Source organism: Streptomyces sp. NPDC025793 (genome assembly GCF_055558375.1).
In genome coordinates, this window is sequence record NZ_JBVHMR010000010.1 from 198,930 (window position 1) to 217,421 (window position 18,492).

Below are 18,492 nucleotides of genomic sequence, written 5' to 3' on the forward strand. Positions count from 1 at the left end.
CGCGGCGGCCAAAAGATCGCCGAGACCGCCGAGATCGCCGAGACCGGCGGATGCTCCTCACCGTGAAGGACCCATGCCCCCCACGCTCGCCTCGCTCGTCCATCACTCCGCGCTCAAGCTGACCGTGCGCGCGGGCGAGGACCACCTCGACGTGCCCGTCCGCTGGGCGCACGTGAGCGAGCTGGCCGACCCCGTGCCGTACATGGAGGGCGGCGAGCTGCTGCTGATCACCGCCCTCAAGCTGGACGCGGAGGATCCGCAGACCATGCGGCGCTATGTGAAGCGGCTGGTGGGGGCCGGTGTCGTGGGGCTCGGGTTCGCCGTAGGGGTGAACTACGAGGAGATTCCCGAGGCGCTCGTCCACGCCGCGCGCGAGGAGGGGCTGCCGCTGCTGGAGGTGCCGCGGCGCACACCCTTCCTCGCCATCAGCAAGGCCGTCTCCGCCGCCATCGCCGCCGACCAGTACCGGGCCGTCACGGCGGGGTTCGCCGCACAGCGCGAGCTGACCAAGCAGACGCTCAACGCCGGCCCCGAGGGGCTGCTCGGGGCGCTCGCCGCGCAGGTCGACGGGTGGGCGGCCCTGTACGACGCCTCGGGCGCCGTCGTCGCCGCCGCGCCCGAGTGGGCGGGACGGCGGGCCGCGCGGCTGACCGCCGAGGTGGAACGGCTGCGGGAGCGGCCCGCGCCCGCCTCGTCCGTGGTGGGCGGACCCGACCACGAGGACCGGGTCGAGCTGCACTCCCTCGGCACGGGGCGACGGCCGCGCGCCGCGCTCGCCGTCGGTACCGCCGCCGCCCTCGGCACCGCCGAGCGCTACGCCGTGCACTCCGCCATCGCGCTGCTCACCCTCACCACCGAACGCTCCCGCTCCCTGCACGCGGCCGAACAGCGCGTCGGCGCGGCCGTGCTGCGCATGCTGCTCGCCGGGGAGCCCGACCACGCCCGGGCCGTCGCCGGAGACCTGTACGGCGGACTCCTCGACGCGCCGTTCCGGATGATCGTCGCCGAGTCCGCGTCCGGTGCGGCGGCACGGGCGCAGGCGGATGCCCCCGGCCGCACCGCCGTCGTCGCCGACAGCGGTGGAGATCCCCTGGGTGGGCTCGCGGAGAGCGTGGAGTCCGCCGCCGCCCGCTCCGGCGAGGCCGTGCTGGTCGTGCCCGAGGGGGAGCGGCTGGTGGTGCTGGCCGCCGACGCGGGCGCGGCCGTGGCCGCCTGCACCCGGTACGCGGCGGCGCTGGAGGCCGCGCGGGCGGCGCCGGAGCGTACCGGGGGCGACGAGGCGGAGCTGGTCGTGGGCCTGTCGGCGCCGGCCGGGCCGATCGCCGCGGCGGCGGCCTACAAGCAGGCCGAGCAGGCGCTGTCGGTGGCCAGGCGGCGCGGCCGGGTGCTGGTCGAGCACGAGCGGCTGGCCGCCGGGTCGGTGCTGCCGCTGCTGGCCGACGACGCGGTGAAGGCGTTCGCCGACGGGCTGCTGCGGGCGCTGCACGAGCACGACGCGACCGGCCGCGGCGATCTCGTCGCCTCGCTGCGGGCCTGGCTGTCGCGGCACGGACAGTGGGACGCCGCCGCCGCGGACCTCGGTGTGCACCGGCACACGCTGCGGTACCGGATGCGCCGGGTCGAGGAGATCCTCGGGCGGTCCCTGGACGATCCGGACGTACGCATGGAGCTGTGGCTCGCCCTGAAGGCGACCTCGGCGGAGTGAGCGGTGGTGCGCGACCCGCCACCTCACCTCGCCAATACGGCGTATCCCCCGCCCCGACTGCTACGAGTCGGACAAGCGACCGCCCGCCGCCCCAGCCCTACCGTGGAGCACGAAAGCAGCACACCTCCAACGCGGAAGGGCCGGGACTCGCACTATGACTTCCACCCACGCCTTCTGGCTCGCCGGCCGCCAGGTCACCGGCGAGGACACCCTCGACGTCACCTCCCCGTGGGACGGCCGGCTCGTCGGCAAGGTCGCCGTGCCGAGCGACGCCCAGGTCGAGGAGGCCGTGGCCGCCGCGTACGCCGTGCGGGACGAGTTCGCCGCCACCCCGGCCCACGTGCGCGCCGCCGCCCTCGACCACGTCAGCAAGCGGCTGGCCGAGCGCACCGAGGAGATCGCCCAGCTGATCTCCGCCGAGAACGGCAAGCCCATCAAGTGGGCCCGAGGGGAAGTCGGCCGGGCCGTCTCCGTGTTCCGGTTCGCGGCCGAGGAGGCGCGCCGGTTCAACGGCGGCGAGGCCCAGCGGCTCGACACCGACGCCGGCGGCCAGGGCCGCCTCGCGCTGACCCGCCGCTTCCCGAAGGGCGTCGTGCTCGGCATCGCGCCGTTCAACTTCCCGCTGAACCTCTGCGCCCACAAGATCGCCCCGGCGATCGCGGCCGGCGCGCCGATCATCCTGAAGCCGGCGCCCGCCACCCCGCTCTCCGGCCTGCTCATCGGTGACCTGCTCGCCGAGACCGAGGGCCTGCCGGCCGGTTCGTGGTCGATCCTCCCGGTCGCCAACGACAAGATGCCCGCCCTCGTCCAGGACGAGCGCCTGCCGGTCATCTCCTTCACCGGTTCCGAGAAGGTCGGCTACGCGATCATGGACTCGGTGCCGCGCAAGCACTGCACGCTGGAGCTGGGCGGCAACGGCGCCGCGGTCGTCCTCGGCGACTACGCCTCCGACGCCGACCTGGACTGGGCCGCGACCCGCATCGCGACCTTCTCCAACTACCAGGGCGGCCAGTCCTGCATCTCCGTGCAGCGCGTGATCGCCGACGCGTCGGTCTACGACCGGCTGCTGCCGCGCATCGTCGCCGCCGTCGAGGCGCAGAACACCGGTGACCCGAGCGACGCCGCGACCGACGTCGGCCCGCTGGTCAGCGAGGACGCGGCCAAGCGCGTCGAGTCCTGGGTGGCGGAGGCGGTCGAGGCCGGTGCCCAGCTGCTCACCGGCGGCAAGCGCGACGGCGCCGCCTACGCGCCGACCGTGCTCACCGACCTCCCGGCCGGCACCACCCTCGCCCGCGAGGAGGTCTTCGGACCGGTCCTCAGCGTGCAGAAGGTGGACGGCGAGGCCGAGGCGTTCGCCGCGGTCAACGACTCCAAGTACGGCCTCCAGGCGGGCGTGTTCACCCGCGACCTGCAGGCCGCCTTCCGCGCCCACCGCGCCCTTGAGGTCGGCGGCGTGGTGATCGGCGACGTCCCGTCCTACCGCGCCGACCAGATGCCGTACGGCGGCGCCAAGCAGTCCGGTGTGGGCCGCGAGGGCGTCAGGTTCGCGATGGAGGACTACACCTACGAGCGCGTGCTGGTCCTCACCGGTCTCGCGCTCTGACCTGCCACGGACAGGTCGGACCGGACGGCCGCGGCCCACTGTGCGGGGGTCGCGGCCGTTCGCGTGCGCGGGGAACGGCCGTTCGCCTTCCCGCTGAATGCTGTGCTCCGGTAAAGGATTTGATATCCGCAGGTCAATAATCTTGTTCTGTGCATGACTCACCCATGGGGTTGCGTGTCGACTGGGGCGACCGATCCACGTCCGACTTCGGACCACTCAGGGGAACACATGCACATAGCCCGTACCGGGCGCGGCCTCGCCGCCACCGCCGCCACCGCCGCACTGGTCGCCGCAGGCCTGGCGACCGTCTCCTCGGCCGGCGCCACCGCCGCCGCGCCCGCCGGCGTACCGCACACCTTCGCGCAGCCGGCCATCGCGGGGCACACCCTCGCTCGCGACGTCGCGAGCCCCCTTCCCATCGCGCAGTGCCAGGCCAAGTGGCACATCAACTGCTACAACCCGCTCCAGTACAGAACCGCGTACAACCTCAACGCGCTGTACAAGAAGGGCATCACGGGCAAGGGGCGCACGATCGTCATCGTGGACTCGTTCGGCTCGCCGACGATCCAGCACGATCTCGACGTGTACAGCAAGCAGTTCGGGATGAAGAGCACCAAGGTCAACGTGGTCAAGTGGGGCAAGGTGCCCCCGTTCGACCCGAAGAACTCCGACATGACCGGCTGGGCCGGCGAGACCACGCTCGACGTGGAGATGGCGCACGCCGTCGCGCCGGACGCCAGGATCGTGCTGGTGGAGACGGCCGTCGCCGAGACCGAGGGCACCACCGGTCTGCCGGAGATGATGGACGCCGAGAAGTACATGATCGACCACGGGGTCGGCGACGTCATCAGCCAGAGCTTCGGCGCCACGGAGAACACCTTCCCGGGCTTCGACAAGGGCGACTTCTCCAGCATCAAGAAGCTGCGGTACGCCTTCGAGGACGCCGCCCGCAAGCACGTGACCGTCCTCGCCTCCTCCGGCGACGGCGGCGCGACCGACGCCACCGCGGACGGCAAGGGCTACTACAAGTACCGCGTCAACTCCTGGCCCTCCTCGGACCCGTTGGTGACCTCCATCGGCGGTACCCAGCTCCACCTGAACGACAAGGGCGAGCGGGTCAAGCCGGACAGCGTCTACAACGACAACGGCGCGGGCGGCGGCGGCCAGTCCCACGTGTTCACCCGCCCGGCCTTCCAGAGCGGTGTGCGGAACGTCGTCGGCACCCGCCGCGGCACCCCGGACATCTCGATGGCCGCCGCGGTCAACGGCGGTGCCTGGACCTACTCCAGCTACGACCCGACCGCCACCGGCTGGGACGTCGCGGGCGGCACCAGCGAGGCGAGCCCCCTGTTCTCGGGCATCGTCGCCCTCGCCGACCAGGCGGGCGGCCACCGCGTGGGCGACATCAACCAGGCCCTCTACACCCTCATGGGTCGCAAGGGCTCCGGCGTCGTCGACGTCAACGACGGCACCGACAACAGCTACCAGGGCGTCAAGGGCTACAAGGCCGTCGACGGCTACGACATGGCCACGGGTGTGGGCACGCTCAACGCCCTGACCTTCGTGCCGGCCCTCGCGCGCGCGAGCCGCGGCTGACGTTCGTCCCGAGCAGGTGAAGGGGCCCGGCACCGCTGCCTTTCGGTGCCGGGCCCCTTCCTGGCGTCGGTCTCCTCCGGACCCTCAACCGGAGAAGCCGACGTGCGCGAGCCGCAGCGGGCCGCGCAGCCTGAGCCGGACGTCGTGCACGCCTTCGGCGACGAGCCCGGCGCCGAGCGTGGTGTAGGCGTACGGGCCGTCGGTGGGGGTGTCCAGCCGCAGGGCCGCGAGCACCGGGCCGCCGTCCAGGGAGAGTTCCAGGACACCCTCGCCCGCGAGCTGTGCGGTCACCTCGGTCACGCCCGGGCCGAAGTCGCAGGCGCGGTAGACCAGTTCGGCCGTCCCGCCGTGCGCCGCGGTCACCGCGTCGCCCGCCGTGCGGGCCCGGTCCACGATCGCGATGCCCGACTGCTCGTCGAAGTCCACGCCCGCGAGGCCCCGCCGGACCACCGGACGCGGGGCCGGCGGGGCGCCGTCCACGTGCACGGTCGTGCGCAGCCGGATGTCCTCGCTGGACGCGCCGACCAGCAGGTCGTACGGCCCGGTCTCCAGGCGCGGGCCGCCGAGCGCCACGTCCCAGAACTGCAGCGCGGACAGCGGCACTTCGAAGGTCACCTCGGCCCGCTCGCCGGGCGCGAGACCGAGCCGGCGATGGGCCAGCAGCTCCCGGCGCGGGCGGGGCACCGACGGGTCCGCGGCCCGCCCGTAGAGCTGGACCACCTCGTCCGCCGCCCGGTCCCCGGTGTTCGTCACCGTGCAGCGGACGCGGAGCGCGCCGCCCGCGACCGACGCCGCGAGATCGCCGTAGCCGAAGGACGCGTACGACAGGCCGTGGCCGAAGGGGAACAGGGGGAGGCCGTCGAAGTAGAGGTAGGTCTGGCGTCCGCCGATCACGTCGTAGTCCAGCAGGTCGGGCAGGTCGCCGTCGGAGGCGTACCAGGTCTGCGGGAGCCGGCCCGCCGGGGAGACGTCGCCGGCCAGGACGCGGGCCAGGGCCGTGCCCGCCGCCTGGCCGCCGTGCGCGGTCCACACGACGGCCGGGAGCCGCGCCACGTCGACCGCGTACGGGTAGGCCGAGGTCAGGACGAGTACCGTGCGGGGGTTCGCGGCGCGGGCCGCGCGCAGCAACCGCCGTTGGTGCTCGGGCAGTTCGAGGGACGTACGGTCCTCGGTCTCGCGGCCGTTGATGTGCGGGTCGTTGCCCGCGACCACGAGCACCACGTCCGCCTGCTCGGCCGCCCGGACCACGGCCTCCTCGCCCCGCTCGACCGTGATCACCTCGAAGACGTCACCGGAGCCCTCGGCGTCGGCAACCTTCACGCCGTCGGCGGCGACCTGGACATGGCGACCCGTGCCCAGATGCCTGAGGAGGTGACCGTTGTGATGCGGTTCGAGGCGGAACGTCTCCTGGACCACCCAGCCGCCCGGCTGGTCGGCGGAGGCGCGGACGTAGCCGTCGTCGGCCACCGACAGGTACCGGCCGTCCGGCGCGCGCAGGGTCAGTACGCCCTCACCCCAGTCCACCAGCGCGAACTCGGTGCCGGCCGGTTCCGTGGTGAGCGGCGGCAGATCGGTGCGGCCGGCCAGCAGCGCCGGGTCGAGGGCGCCCTCGGCGCCCCGCGCCTCGGTCGGCGCGTCCGTGGGCGGCACGTGCAGGAACGCCCCGGCGGCGGTGCGCAGCCGGACCCGGTCCACGCCCTCGGCGAACTCCACGCGCGCGGCGCCGAACCGCTCGTACAGGCCCTCCAGCGGGGTGGAGCGGTGCAGGAGGCTGCCGCTGTACCAGTCCAGCTTGCACTCGTCGGCGAGCAGGCCGACCACCGCGATCCGGGTGTCGGGTGCGAGCGGCAGCAGGTCCTCGTCGTTCTTCAGCAGCACGACCGCCTGCTCGGCGGCCTCCCGCGCGAGCTCCCGGTGCGCCGGGGTGTCGAACTCGCCGGCGCCGACATGCGGGTCGTACGCCGGGTCGAACTCGCCGAGCCGGAAGCGCACGGAGAGCTGGCGGCGCACGGCGGTGTCGATGTCCGCATCGGTCAACAGGCCCTTCTCGTAAGCCCTTTCGAGGCGTCCGGTGATCTGCGAGCCGTCCGTGCCGTGGTCGGTGAAGCTGTCCACGCCGGCCAGCAGGGCGGCCGCGACGGCCTCCTCGTGGGTGTCGAAGTAGTGCTCGGCGTCGACCAGGTTGGAGGGTGCGCCCGCGTCCGAGCAGACCAGCAGCTCCTCCTCGGTCCAGGTGCGCAGGGGGTCGCGCAGATACGGGGAGACGTGGTTGGGGCGGCCGTTGACCAGGTTGTACGCGGGCATCACCCCGGCCACCGCGCCCGCCTCGACCGTCTCGCGGAAGGCGCGCAGATCGTACTCGTGCAGCACACGCGGGCGGACGGAGGCGGAACAGGTGGCCCGGTCCGTCTCGTTGTTGTGGGCCAGCCAGTGCTTCAGGACGGGTGCGGTGCGCCAGTACAGCGGATGGCCGCCGCGCAGGCCCTGCGTGTACGCCGTGGCGATCGCCGAGGTCAGCTTCGGGTCCTCGGAGTAGCCCTCCTCGTTGCGGCCCCACAACGGGTGGCGCAGCAGATTGACCGTCGGCGCCCAGACGTTGAGGCCGACCCGCTCGTCCCGCGCCCGCATCGCGCGGACCTCCCGGGACACCGCCTCGCCGACCCGCCGCACCAGCTCCGGGTTCCAGGTCGCGCCGAGCCCGACGGCCTGCGGGAACACTGTCGCCGGGCCCATCCAGGCAACCCCGTGCAGTGCCTCCTGGCCGGTGCGGAACGCGGCGATGCCGAGACGCTCGACGGCCGGCGCGAACTGGTGCAGGAAGGAGATCTTCTCGGCCGGGGTGAGCCGCGCCAGCAGATCGTCGATGCGCTTCGCGAAGGGCAGATGCGGATCGCGGAACGGCGGGGCGGACGGCGGGTCAACGGTCACGGGTGGTTCCCCTTGCGGAGGGAGCGACGAGGCGCTTTCGAAGCGCTTCGATGCTCGGACGGGAGAGGCCGGGGTGTCAAGGTGCCGTGCGTGACGAACACTCGTATACGGCCAAGCCTGCATGGGGTGTTGCCGCTCGCGCAAGGGCCCGGCGCATCGCGGAAATCTTGGGAGCGACCCTTGTGCGCCCCCATGTGTTCACTTAACCTCGCAGCAACATCGAAGCGCTTCGACTGATCTCGAAGGGTTGACGCAATGACGCCGAACGCCGCCTCCGCCTCCTCCGTGCCCGGCCGGAGAGAATCTCCCAGCCGGCGGAGCTTCCTCGCCTCCACCGCGGTCGCCGCCGCGGCGGTCGCCGGAGGCATGCCGCTGCTCAGCGCCTGCGGGGCGTCGGACAGCGGCTCCGGCGGCGGCACCTCCGGCGGCAAGGGCGACCGGAAACTGCTGCCCACCTACGTCGCGAACACCGTGGTGACCCCGGACATCCCCGCGAAGAACGGCTCGGCGATCGGCTTCACCGGCAAGACCGACCTGGCGGCCCTGAAGACCTCGGTGCCCAAGAAGCTCGGCAAGGGCGGCAAGGTCACGATCATGTCGCCGTTCTGGGGCTCCCCGCCCAAGGGCGACAACGCCTACTACCGGGCGATGAACGACATGATCGGCGTCGACGTCGTCTGGCGGAACCAGGACGGCAACACCTACGACCAGAAGCTCGGCGCCGTCCTCGCCTCCAGCGACGTCCCCGACGTCGTGGTCGTCCCGAGCTGGAACATGGGCGGCAAGATACCCACCGCCGTCATCAACAAGTTCGCCGACCTCGGCCCCTATCTCTCCGGCGACAAGGTCAAGGACTACCCGAACCTCGCCGCCATCCCGACCGACGCCTGGCGGCGCTGCATCATCGGCGGCAAACTGCGCGGCCTGCCGCAGCCCGCCCCGTACGTCACCGGCATCGTGCCCCTCTACCGCAAGGACATCTTCGACAAGCAGGGCTATCAGGTACCGCGCTCGGCGGACGAGTTCACGGCCCTGTGCAAGGAGATCACCAACGCCAAGGCCAAGCGCTGGGCGTGTCTGGACATGAAGTGGACCGCGTTCCAGATGTTCGGCGTGCTCTCCGGCAGCGAGAAGCCGCTCGGCTGGAACCTCGTCGACGGAAAGATGATCAACCGCATCGAGACCGAGGAGTACCTCGAAGCGCTGGAGTGGACCCGCAGGCTCTTCGCCGCCGGATACGTCCACCCCGACTCCCTGATGGGCAAGAACGCCCCCGACCCGGGCCCCAAGTTCGCGGCCGGCGAGTTCCTGATCTACCCCAACAACATCAGCCAGTGGTGGAGCCGCACCGCCGAACAGGCCACCCAGAACCCGTCGTACAAGATCTGGGGCATGGACCTCTTCGGCCACGACGGCGGCGATCCGCACCTGTGGGCGGAACAGCCCGCCGGCATCTTCGCCTTCATCAACAAGAAGGCCTCGGAGTCCGTGGTCCGTGGCGTGCTGGCCGTCGCCAACGTCACCGCAGCGCCGTACGGCACCAAGGAGTACATGGCCACCAACTACGGTGTGCAGGGCGCCGATTACACGGTCAAGAACGGTGTGCCCGTCAAGACCACCCAGGGCAACAACGAGGTGCTCAACGCCTACGTCATGGTCGCGCAGCCCGCCGCCACCATCGCCCACCCCGACTTCCCCGACGTCGCCAAGGCCCAGGTCGAGTGGCAGCAGCGGATGGGCGCCTTCACCAGGAAGTCCAGCTTCTACGGCCAGATGATCACCGAGCCGTCCCGCTACACCGACCTCGGCAACGACTTCGAGCAGCTGGAGGACGACATCACCCGCGGCCGCAAGAAGATCAGCGACATGCAGCAGGCCGTCTCCGACTGGAAGAGCAAGGGCGGGGACAAGCTGCGCGACTGGTACAAGAAGCTGCTCGACGAGAACGGCACGGCGGCCGGCTGAGGCGAGGCGCGAGGCGAGGAGACGGCCGTGTCCCACAGCACGGTGCCTCGGAGCAGGGCCGGGGCGGACGACAGCGCGGGCAGGACCCGCGAGGAGGCGGTGAACGGGGAGGAGGCGGTGGACGGGAAGAGGAAGGCGAGCGGGAAGAGGACGGTGAGCGGGAAGCCGAGCCTGCGCCGCAGGTTCGGTCGCGACCGCGTCCTGCTGCTGATGACACTGCCCGCGGTCCTGCTGATCCTGGTCTTCAACTACCTGCCGATCCTGGGCAACATCGTCGCTTTCCAGGACTACAACCCCTACGTCAGCGACAACGGCATCGTCTCGATGCTGCACAGCGCCTGGGTGAGCCTCGACAACTTCCGGCAGATCTTCGCGGACTCGGCCTTCTGGAGCGCCGTCAAGAACACCCTGGTCCTGTTCGTCCTCCAGCTCGTGCTGTTCTTCCCGGTGCCGATCCTGCTCGCGCTGCTCATCAACAGCGTGGTCAGGCCGCGCGTGAGGGCGTTCGCCCAGGCCGTGCTCTACCTCCCGCACTTCTTCTCGTGGGTGCTGGTCATCGCCGTCTTCCAGCAACTCTTCGGCGGCGCGGGCGTGTTGTCGCAGCTGCTGCGCCGACACGGCTACAACGGGCTGGACATCATGACCAACCCGTCCACCTTCAAGTTCCTCGTCACGGCCGAAGGGATCTGGAAGGACGCGGGCTGGGGAATCATCATCTTCCTCGCCGCGCTGGCCTCGGTCAGCCCCGATCTGTACGAGGCCGCGGCGATGGACGGCGCCGGCCGCTGGCGCCGCATGTGGCACGTCACGCTGCCCGCACTGCGACCGGTGATCGCACTGCTGCTGGTGCTGCGGGTCGGCGACGCCCTGACCGTCGGCTTCGAGCAGATCCTGCTGCAACGCGACGCCGTCGGACCCGGCGCGGCGGAGGTCCTCGACACCTTCGTCTGGTGGAACGGCGTCCGCAACCAGGACTTCGGCTACGCGGCCGCCGCCGGTCTGGTCAAGGGCGTGGTCAGCCTCGGCCTGGTCCTCGCCGCGAACAAGGTGGCCCATCTCATGGGCGAGCAGGGGGTGTACAAGAAGTGACCGCCGTCATCGACAGCCCGCCCGTCCGGGAGCGGCCGCCGTCCCGCTGGGCAGCGCCGCCCCGCCCGGTGTGGGAGGAGGAACCGGGCAGGGCCGGTCTCGCCGGCAAAGGCCTGGTCCTGACCCTGGCCTGCCTGGGCATCCTCTTCCCGCTCTGGATCGTGATCGTCACCAGCCTGTCGTCCCGGAGGACGATCGACCGGGCGGGCGGACTGGTGATCATCCCGAAGGGCGTCACGTTCGTCGCGTACAAGGAACTGCTGAGCGGCGGCCAGGTCACCCGGGCCGCGGTCATCAGCGTCCTGGTCACGCTGGTCGGCACGCTGTTCTCGATGGCCGTGTCGGTCCTGTGCGCCTACGGCCTCTCGCGCATCGGCACCCTCGGGCACCGCTGGCTCCTCGTGTTCCTGCTGGCCACGATGTTCTTCAGCGCGGGCCTGATCCCGACGTACCTGCTGGTCCAGTCCCTGGGTCTGATGAACAGCTACCTGGCCCTCATCCTTCCGAGCGCGGTGAGCGTCTTCAACATCCTTGTCCTGCGCGGGTTCTTCATGGGCATCTCGCAGGAGCTGATCGACAGCGCGCGCATCGACGGGGCCGGGGACTTCCGGATCCTGTGGCAGATCGTCATGCCCCTGTCGCGCGCGGTCCTCGCCGTCATCACCCTCTTCTACGCGGTGGGCTACTGGAGCGCCTGGTTCAACGCGTCCCTGTACCTCAACGACCAGGACAAGATGCCGCTCCAGAACGTCATGATCCAGCTGGTGCAGAAGCAGCAGGCCCCGGTGGGGCTGGGGCAGGCCATCAAGACGGGCGAACTGTCCGGGCTGGCCGTGCAGATGGCCGTGATGGTCATGGCCCTGCTGCCGGTGACGGTCCTGTCGCCGTTCGTCCAGAAGCACTTCAAGAAGGGGATGCTGACGGGAGCGGTCAAGGGGTGACCCGAGTCTCCAGGCGCTCACCTGCCCAGCCTGCGGGCAGTCGTGCCTCCCTCAGGGCCTGAAGGGCCCGGGAGGCGCCCCAGGGCGGCACGGGTGGGCGCGGGCGGCACCCCGCGAGCGCGGGCAGGCGACCCCACCCCCGCCCGGCGACAACTCCGTCGACCAACCCACCGAGGTCCCCCGTGCCCGCCCCCACCCGCAGAACCGTCCTCACCGGCACCGCGGCCACCGCGGCCCTCCTCACCCTTCCCGCCAGGGCCACCGCGGCCGAAGCCGCCGCCGATACCACACCCGGGGCCTCGCAGAGCTACCGCCGGCGCAACGCGCTGATCGGCGGGGAGCGGGTCACCGGGTCCGTCACCCTCGACCGGTACGGAGTGGCGGTGCTGCGGCCATGAGCGACGCATCCGCACACGCACCCGTGCACGGGACCTGGGAGCCCGCCCCGGCGAAGCGCTGGGAGGACGCCTTCCTGAGCGGGAACGGCCGGCACGGCATCCTTGTGTTCGGTGATCCGAACGATGAACGGGTCATCGTCACCCAGCACACCCTGGTCCGGCCGAACGGCGGCGAACACGCCCGCCCGCCCCGGCTCGCCGATCAACTCGCCGCGCTCCAGGACCGGTTGCTCGACGGAGACCTCACCGCCGCCGAGAGCTTCACCGACGGCCGCCCGCTCCAGTGGGTCCAGCCCTTCCATCCCGCCTTCCAGATACGGCTCGGCAGACCCGGCGACAGCCGGAGCGGATACCGGCGGAGCGTCGACTTCACCACCGGCGAGGTCACCGCCGTCTGCGCCGACTTCCGCAGCCGGGTCTTCGTCTCCCGCGCGGACGACGTGATCGTGCACGAGATCGCGGCGGGCGACCTCGACATCCGCCTCGACCACCGGCTGCCCGGCGCCCCGGCCGGGCTCAGGGTCGGCCACGGCGCCCTGCTCACTCCCGAGGGCGCCCTGCTGAGCCTGCGCGCCCGCTACCCCGGCGGCGACCGCGCCTACACCGGCGTCACCCTCGTCGTCGCCGTCGGCGGCGCCGAACTCCAGCCGCCGGGCGTCCGCGTCACCGGCGCCCGCCCGGTGCTGCTGCTCACCCGCGTCCTGAGGCACACCGGCGAGGCCGACGTCGCCGCCGAGGCCGGGCTGCTCCGGAACCTGGTGTCCGGCACCGAGCGGCCGTACGAGGAACTGCTCGACCGGCACCTGGAGTCGCACCGCACCGCCTACCAGCGGGTCGGCCTCGACCTCGGCGCCGACCCCGCCGAGCGCGCGCTGCCCGGCTCGGAGCTGCTGCGGCGCCCGGACAGCCCCGCCCTGCTGGAACGGCTCTTCGCCGCCGGCCGCTATCACCTGTTCTCCAGCAGCGGCCTGCTGCCGCCCCGGCTCACCGGCCTGTGGACCGGCGACTGGGACCCCGCCTGGTCCGGGGCGTTCACCACCAACGCCAACCTCAACCTCCAGACCGCCTCCGCACCGGCCGCGGCCCTCCCCGAAGTCACCGACGCACTCGCGGAACTGATCCACCGCCAGCTCGGCGACTGGCGCGGGAACGCCCGCGCGATCTTCGGCGCCCGGGGCGTGGTCGCGCCCACCCACACCGACGGCGAGTCGGGGCGGACGTACCACTTCGACCGCGCGTACCCCCACCAGCTGTGGACGGCCGGCGCCGACTGGCTGCTCAAGCCGCTCGTCGACCACGACGAGACCCGGGGCGAACGGGATCCGCGCACGGCCGCCGTCCTCGCCGAGGTGGCCGCCTTCTACGAGGACTTCCTCACCCGCACCGACACGCACGGCCGGCTCGTCGTCGTGCCCTCCTACTCGCCCGAGAACCGGCCCGCGAACGCGAGTTGGGGCGCCCTCAACGCCGCCATGGATCTGTCCGCCGCCCGGCACGCCCTGCTCACCGCCGCCCGCTACCACCCCGAACAGGCGGCGAAATGGCGCGAGTTGGCAGAGCGGTTGCCGCCGCACCGGGTCAACTCCGACGGCGCGCTCGCCGAATGGGCCTGGCCCGGTCTGGACGACACCTACGACCACCGGCACCTCAGTCACCTCTACGGCGTCTGGCCGCTCGACGAGATCAATCCCTACGACACCCCCGGCCTGGCCGCCGCCGCCCATCGTGCCCTCGCCCTGCGCGGCGCCGAGAACCACTCGGCGCACGGCCATCTGCACCACGCCCTGATCGCGGCACGGCTGCGGGACGCCGGCCGGGCCGAGGACGCCCTGCGCGAGGTCCTCGGCGGCGACTTCTTCCACGCCTCGCTGATGAGCGCCCACTACCCCCACCGGGACGTCTACAACGCGGACGCCGCGCACACCCTGCCCGGCGTCCTGATCGAGATGCTCGTCCAGTCCACCCCCGGCCGGCTGGTCCTGCTGCCCGCCGTCCCGGACAGCTGCCCGGCCGGCGAACTCCGGGGCGTGCGCACCCGGTTCGGTGCCGAAGTCGACCTCGGCTGGGCTCCGGGGCGTGCCACGGTCACCCTCCGGCCGAGCCGCACCGCCCGCATCGACCTGCGGACTTCCTCCGGCGCACAGCCGCTCGACCTCGTCGCCGGAGAAGACCGCGTCCTCACCCTGGGGACGTGGTGACTCCCCGCACATCCCCCCACCCATGGAACGGAAGGGACGCCACCATGGCACCACGCACGCTCAGCAAGGCCGCCACGGCGCTCATCGCCCCCGCCCTGGCCCTCGGCGCCACCGTCGGCCTCGCCGCCGCGCCCGCCTCCGCCGCCGTCTGGTCCTCCTGCGACCAGTGGGGCAGCACCACGCTGAACGGCTACACCCTCTACAACGACATCTGGGGCTCCGGCGCCGGCACCCAGTGCATCTGGGCCGACTCCGGCACCAACTGGGGCGTCAACGCCAACCACCCCAACACCGGCGGCATCAAGTCCTACCCCAACGCCGAGAAGGTGATCAACAAGTCGGTCGGCTCCCTGGCCTCGCTCACCAGCAGCTACAACGTCACCGTCCCGTCGTCCGGCGCCTACGAGACGGCATACGACATCTGGGACACGAACCACAAGTACGAGATCATGCTCTGGGTCAACAAGACCGGCGCCGTCGGCCCGCTCGGCACCTCGCAGGGCAGTGTCACCCTCGGCGGCTCCACCTGGACCGTCTACAGGGGCAACAACGGCTCCAACGACGTGTTCTCCTTCGTCCGCAGCTCCAACTCCAGTGCCGGTTCGGTCAGCATCCTGCCGATCCTGAAGTGGATCAAGGACACCAAGGGCTGGTTCGGCGACGTGACCATCGGTGACCTCCAGTTCGGCTTCGAGATCACCTCCTCGGCCGGCGGGCTGAACTTCACCGTCAACAGCGAGAGCGTCAGCAGCAGCTGAGCCGCCCGGCGGTGCAGGGGGCCGGTCCCGCACGGGACCGGCCCCCTGCCTCATCCGGCGATCGGGAGTACCGCGCCGTCCCGCAGGAACAGCGGGATGCGGTCCAGCGGTGCGTCCACCGTCACCGCCGTACCGCCCTTGTACGCGGTGCCCGTCCAGGCGTCCGTCCAGGTCGCCCCCGCCGGCAGGTACGCCGTGCGGGCCCTGGAGCCCGCGGTCAGCACCGGGGCGACGAGGAGGTCGCGGCCGAAGAGGTAGGAGTCGTCCACCGACCAGGCCGTCCGGTCCTCGGGGAACTCCAGGAAGAGCGGGCGCAGCACGGGCAGGCCCTGCTCGTGGGCCTCCCGCATGACCTTGAGGATGTACGGCCTCAGGCGCTCGCGCAGGCGCAGACAGCGCTCCAGGATCGCGCCCGCCTCCTCGCCGTACGACCACACCTCGTTGGGGCCGCCGGTCATCTCCGGGCCGAGCGGCATACCGGGGTCGCGGAAGCCGTGCAGCCGCATCAGCGGGGACAGCGTGCCGAACTGGAACCAGCGGACCATCACCTCGCGGTACGCCGGGTCGTCCGGGTCGCCCCCGTGGAAGCCGCCGATGTCGGTGTTCCACCACGGGATCCCGGACAGCGCGGTGTTGAGCCCGGCCGCGATCTGCCGCCGCAGGGTCGCGAAGTCGGTGCCGATGTCACCGGACCACAGGGCCGCGCCGTGGCGCTGGCTGCCCGCCCACACCGAGCGGTTGAGCGAGATCACCTCGTCGTCGCCGAGTCCGGCCGCGAGCAGCCCCTCGTGGAAGGCGCGGGCGTTCTCGCGCGGGTACAGGTTGCCGACCTCCAGGCCCGGACCCGCCCAGTAGCGCAGGTTCTCGGGGAAGCCGGGCTTCAGCTCGGGCTCGCACGCGTCCAGCCAGAACGCCGTGATGCCGTACGGGAGCAGGTAGTTGTCCCGGATCCTCGACCACACGAACGCGCGGGCCTCGGGGTTCGTGGCGTCGTAGAAGGCCACCTGGACGGGGGTGGCGACCTCCTTGTCCGGCCAGTCGGCGTGCGCCATGGGGCCGTACTGCGTGCCGATGAAGTAGCCGCGCTGCTCCATCAGCTGGTGGTTCTCCGAGAGCGGGGACACCGACGGCCACACGGACACGACCAGCTTGATGCCCAGCTCGTCCAGCTCGCGGACCATGGCGGCCGGGTCGGGCCACTCCTTCGGGTCGAACTTCCACTCGCCGAGGTGCGTCCAGTGGAAGAAGTCGCACACGATCGCCGAGATCGGCAGGTTCCGGCGCTTGTACTCCCGGGCCACGGTGAGGAGTTCGTCCTGGGTGCGGTAGCGCAGCTTGCACTGCCAGAAGCCCGCCGCCCACTCGGGCAGCATGGGCGTACGGCCCGTCACCGCGCTGTAGGCGCGCTGGCCGTCGGCCGGGGTGCCCGCCGTGATCCAGTAGTCGATCTGCCGGGCCGAGTCCGCGACCCAGCGGGTGCCGTTGCCCGCCAGCTCCACGCGGCCGATCGCCGGGTTGTTCCACAGCAGCGTGTAGCCCCGGCTGGACACCAGCACCGGGACGCTCACCTCGCTGTTGCGCTGGACCAGGTCCAGGACCAGGCCCTTCTGGTCCAGCCGCCCGTGCTGGTGCTGGCCGAGGCCGTACAGCTTCTCGTCCTCGTAGGCGGCGAAGCGCTGCTCCAGACGGTGGTGGCCGTTGCCGACCGCCGTGTAGAGGCGCGGGCCGGGCCACCAGAAGTGCGCCCGCTCCTCGGCGAGCAGTTCGCCCCCGTCGTCGGTGCGCAGGAAGCGGAGCATGCCCTCGGCGCTCACCTCGACGGTCAGTGAGCCGACCGTCAGCCTCCCTTCCGCCGCACCGACCGCGATCGTCGCCTCGGCGGCCGGAGGGGAGTCGAGGAGCGCCCCCGGCAGCCCCTCCAGCACCGGACCGCCGAGCCGGGCGCGCACCCGGACCGCGTCCGGACCCCACGGCTCGATCCGCACCGTCTCCTGACGGCCGCTCCACTCCAGCGCCCCCTCCCGCACCTGGATGCGGCCGACGGTGGGGGCGGACTGGGCGAGGCTGACCTTGGGCCGCGCGAGGGCGGGCTGAATACCGGCTGGCTGGTTCACGGCGGCTCCTGAGGTGAGGAGTGCAGACAGGGACGCAGGCAGGGGTGTGCCCGGGAAGGGCACCGTCGGTGCAGGTCAGGACGCGGCCGACGCCGGTCCCGTACTCGCCCGCTCGGTCAGCTCGGGTGCCAGCAGGACGACGCCGTCGCCGCCGCGCCCGTCCAGCTTGGCCACCAGGTGCTCCACGGCGTGCCGGCCCATCTCCTGCGCGGGGATGGCGACCGAGGTCAGCCGCACCGAGGCCTGCACGGCGACCTGGTCGGGGCAGATCGCGACCACGGAGACGTCCTCGGGCACGGCCCGGCCCTGCTGGCGCAGCAGCGCGAGCAGCGGCTCCACCGCCGACTCGTTCTGCACCACGAACCCGGTCGTGCCCGGACGCTCGTCGAAGATCCGGGCCAGGGTGAGGGCCATCGCGTCGTACCCGCCCTCGCACGGGCGGTGCAGCACCCGCACGCCCGCCTCGCGGGCCCGGGCGCGCAGTCCGTCGAGGGTGCGCTCGGCGAAGCCGGTGTGCCGCTCGTAGACGGCCGGGGCCTCGCCGATGACAGCGATGTCACGGTGACCGAGCCCCGCCAGATGCGCCACGCACAGCGCGCCGGTCGCCGTCCAGTCCAGGTCCACGCAGGTCAGACCGTCCGTGTCGGCGGGCAGCCCGATCAGGACCGAGGGCTGGTCGGTCCCCCGCAGCAGCGGCAGCCGCTCGTCCTCCAGCTCGACGTCCATCAGGATCATCGCGTCGGCGAGCCCGCTGCCGGTGACCCGGCGCACCGCGTCCGGACCCTCCTCGCCGGTGAGCAGCAGGACGTCGTAGCCGTGCGTGCGGGCCGTGGTGGCCACCGCGATGGCGATCTCCATCATCACCGGCACGTACATGTCGGTGCGCAGTGGGATCATCAGCGCGATGATGTTCGACCGGTTGCTCGCCAGCGCCCGGGCGCCGGCGTTCGGGTGGTAGCCCAGCTCCCGGATGCTCTCCTCGACCCGCTGCCGGGTGGTCGCGGAGATGGACCGTTTGCCGCTGAGGACATAACTCACCGTGCTCGCCGACACTCCGGCATGCTGGGCGACCTCGGCGAGGGTGACCATCCGGCTCTCCAAGCTATGTGAAGCGCTTCGACAGAGCGCGTGACCGACTAGAGTGAGTGAGAGTGAGATTGACACTAGCTTCAGCCGGGGGAGGTGTCCATAGGCTGT

General features: G+C 71.8%; 12 protein-coding genes. 9 read left to right on the plus strand and 3 right to left on the minus strand.

What is annotated here, in order from left to right; translation table 11 throughout:
- Positions 1 to 73: 73 nt before the first annotated feature.
- The 3 genes from ACZ4MF_RS21120 (at position 74) to ACZ4MF_RS21130 (ending at position 4,904) form a co-directional block, all read left to right on the plus strand.
- Positions 74 to 1,705, plus strand: coding sequence for a PucR family transcriptional regulator (locus ACZ4MF_RS21120; RefSeq protein ID WP_467493470.1), 1,632 nt, complete (start codon positions 74 to 76; stop codon positions 1,703 to 1,705).
- 154 nt (positions 1,706 to 1,859) lie between these two features.
- Positions 1,860 to 3,308 (plus strand): aldehyde dehydrogenase family protein, encoded by a 1,449-nt coding sequence (locus ACZ4MF_RS21125; protein ID WP_356024446.1) that lies wholly within the window; start codon positions 1,860 to 1,862, stop codon positions 3,306 to 3,308.
- A 228-nt stretch (positions 3,309 to 3,536) separates the two neighbouring features.
- A complete protein-coding gene (locus tag ACZ4MF_RS21130) occupies positions 3,537 to 4,904 on the plus strand; it encodes a S53 family peptidase (RefSeq protein WP_467493471.1) in 1,368 nt (455 codons plus the stop codon).
- Between the two features lie 84 nt (positions 4,905 to 4,988).
- On the opposite strand, the gene ACZ4MF_RS21135 is transcribed toward ACZ4MF_RS21130, so the two are convergent.
- A complete protein-coding gene (locus ACZ4MF_RS21135; RefSeq protein WP_467493472.1) occupies positions 4,989 to 7,832 on the minus strand; it encodes a glycoside hydrolase family 3 C-terminal domain-containing protein in 2,844 nt (947 codons plus the stop codon).
- 255 nt (positions 7,833 to 8,087) lie between these two features.
- On the opposite strand from ACZ4MF_RS21135, the gene ACZ4MF_RS21140 reads away from it, so the two are divergent.
- The 6 genes from ACZ4MF_RS21140 to ACZ4MF_RS21165 all read left to right on the plus strand — a co-directional run bounded on the left by ACZ4MF_RS21140 (position 8,088) and on the right by ACZ4MF_RS21165 (position 15,181).
- Positions 8,088 to 9,797, plus strand: a complete 1,710-nt coding sequence (locus tag ACZ4MF_RS21140; RefSeq protein ID WP_467493473.1) for an extracellular solute-binding protein — start codon at positions 8,088 to 8,090, stop codon at positions 9,795 to 9,797.
- Positions 9,798 to 9,914: 117 nt separating this feature from the next.
- Positions 9,915 to 10,886: an ABC transporter permease gene (locus ACZ4MF_RS21145; RefSeq protein WP_467493532.1), complete on the plus strand. Its 972-nt coding sequence runs from the start codon at positions 9,915 to 9,917 to the stop codon at positions 10,884 to 10,886.
- Positions 10,883 to 11,827, plus strand: a complete 945-nt coding sequence (locus tag ACZ4MF_RS21150; RefSeq protein ID WP_467493474.1) for a carbohydrate ABC transporter permease — start codon at positions 10,883 to 10,885, stop codon at positions 11,825 to 11,827. The genes ACZ4MF_RS21145 and ACZ4MF_RS21150 overlap by 4 nt, the downstream gene beginning before the upstream one ends.
- 182 nt (positions 11,828 to 12,009) lie before the next feature.
- Positions 12,010 to 12,225, plus strand: a complete 216-nt coding sequence (locus ACZ4MF_RS21155) for a Beta-galactosidase C-terminal domain (protein WP_467493475.1) — start codon at positions 12,010 to 12,012, stop codon at positions 12,223 to 12,225.
- The gene (locus tag ACZ4MF_RS21160) at positions 12,222 to 14,423 is read left to right on the plus strand and encodes a glycosyl hydrolase family 95 catalytic domain-containing protein (RefSeq protein ID WP_467493476.1); all 2,202 of its coding nucleotides are present in this window, start codon (positions 12,222 to 12,224) and stop codon (positions 14,421 to 14,423) included. Before ACZ4MF_RS21155 ends, ACZ4MF_RS21160 begins: the two co-directional genes overlap by 4 nt.
- A gap of 44 nt (positions 14,424 to 14,467) precedes the next feature.
- Positions 14,468 to 15,181, plus strand: coding sequence for a glycoside hydrolase family 12 protein (locus ACZ4MF_RS21165; protein WP_467493477.1), 714 nt, complete (start codon positions 14,468 to 14,470; stop codon positions 15,179 to 15,181).
- 50 nt (positions 15,182 to 15,231) lie between these two features.
- Here ACZ4MF_RS21165 and ACZ4MF_RS21170 read toward each other — a convergent pair whose 3' ends face one another.
- Positions 15,232 to 17,295 carry a glycoside hydrolase family 31 protein gene (locus ACZ4MF_RS21170; protein WP_467493478.1) on the minus strand — a complete coding sequence of 688 codons (2,064 nt, stop codon included), beginning with the start codon at positions 17,293 to 17,295 and terminating at the stop codon, positions 15,232 to 15,234.
- Positions 17,296 to 17,370: 75 nt separating this feature from the next.
- A complete protein-coding gene (locus tag ACZ4MF_RS21175) occupies positions 17,371 to 18,384 on the minus strand; it encodes a LacI family DNA-binding transcriptional regulator (RefSeq protein ID WP_467493479.1) in 1,014 nt (337 codons plus the stop codon).
- Positions 18,385 to 18,492 lie beyond the last annotated feature (108 nt).

Coding starts and splice junctions, on each gene's coding strand:
- ACZ4MF_RS21160 (WP_467493476.1), top strand. CDS start 12,222: ATGAGCGACGCATCCGCACACGCACCCGTGCACGGGACCTGGGAGCCC.
- ACZ4MF_RS21175 (WP_467493479.1), bottom strand. CDS start 18,384: ATGGTCACCCTCGCCGAGGTCGCCCAGCATGCCGGAGTGTCGGCGAGC.
- ACZ4MF_RS21165 (WP_467493477.1), top strand. CDS start 14,468: ATGGCACCACGCACGCTCAGCAAGGCCGCCACGGCGCTCATCGCCCCC.
- ACZ4MF_RS21120 (WP_467493470.1), top strand. CDS start 74: ATGCCCCCCACGCTCGCCTCGCTCGTCCATCACTCCGCGCTCAAGCTG.
- ACZ4MF_RS21140 (WP_467493473.1), top strand. CDS start 8,088: ATGACGCCGAACGCCGCCTCCGCCTCCTCCGTGCCCGGCCGGAGAGAA.
- ACZ4MF_RS21125 (WP_356024446.1), top strand. CDS start 1,860: ATGACTTCCACCCACGCCTTCTGGCTCGCCGGCCGCCAGGTCACCGGC.
- ACZ4MF_RS21130 (WP_467493471.1), top strand. CDS start 3,537: ATGCACATAGCCCGTACCGGGCGCGGCCTCGCCGCCACCGCCGCCACC.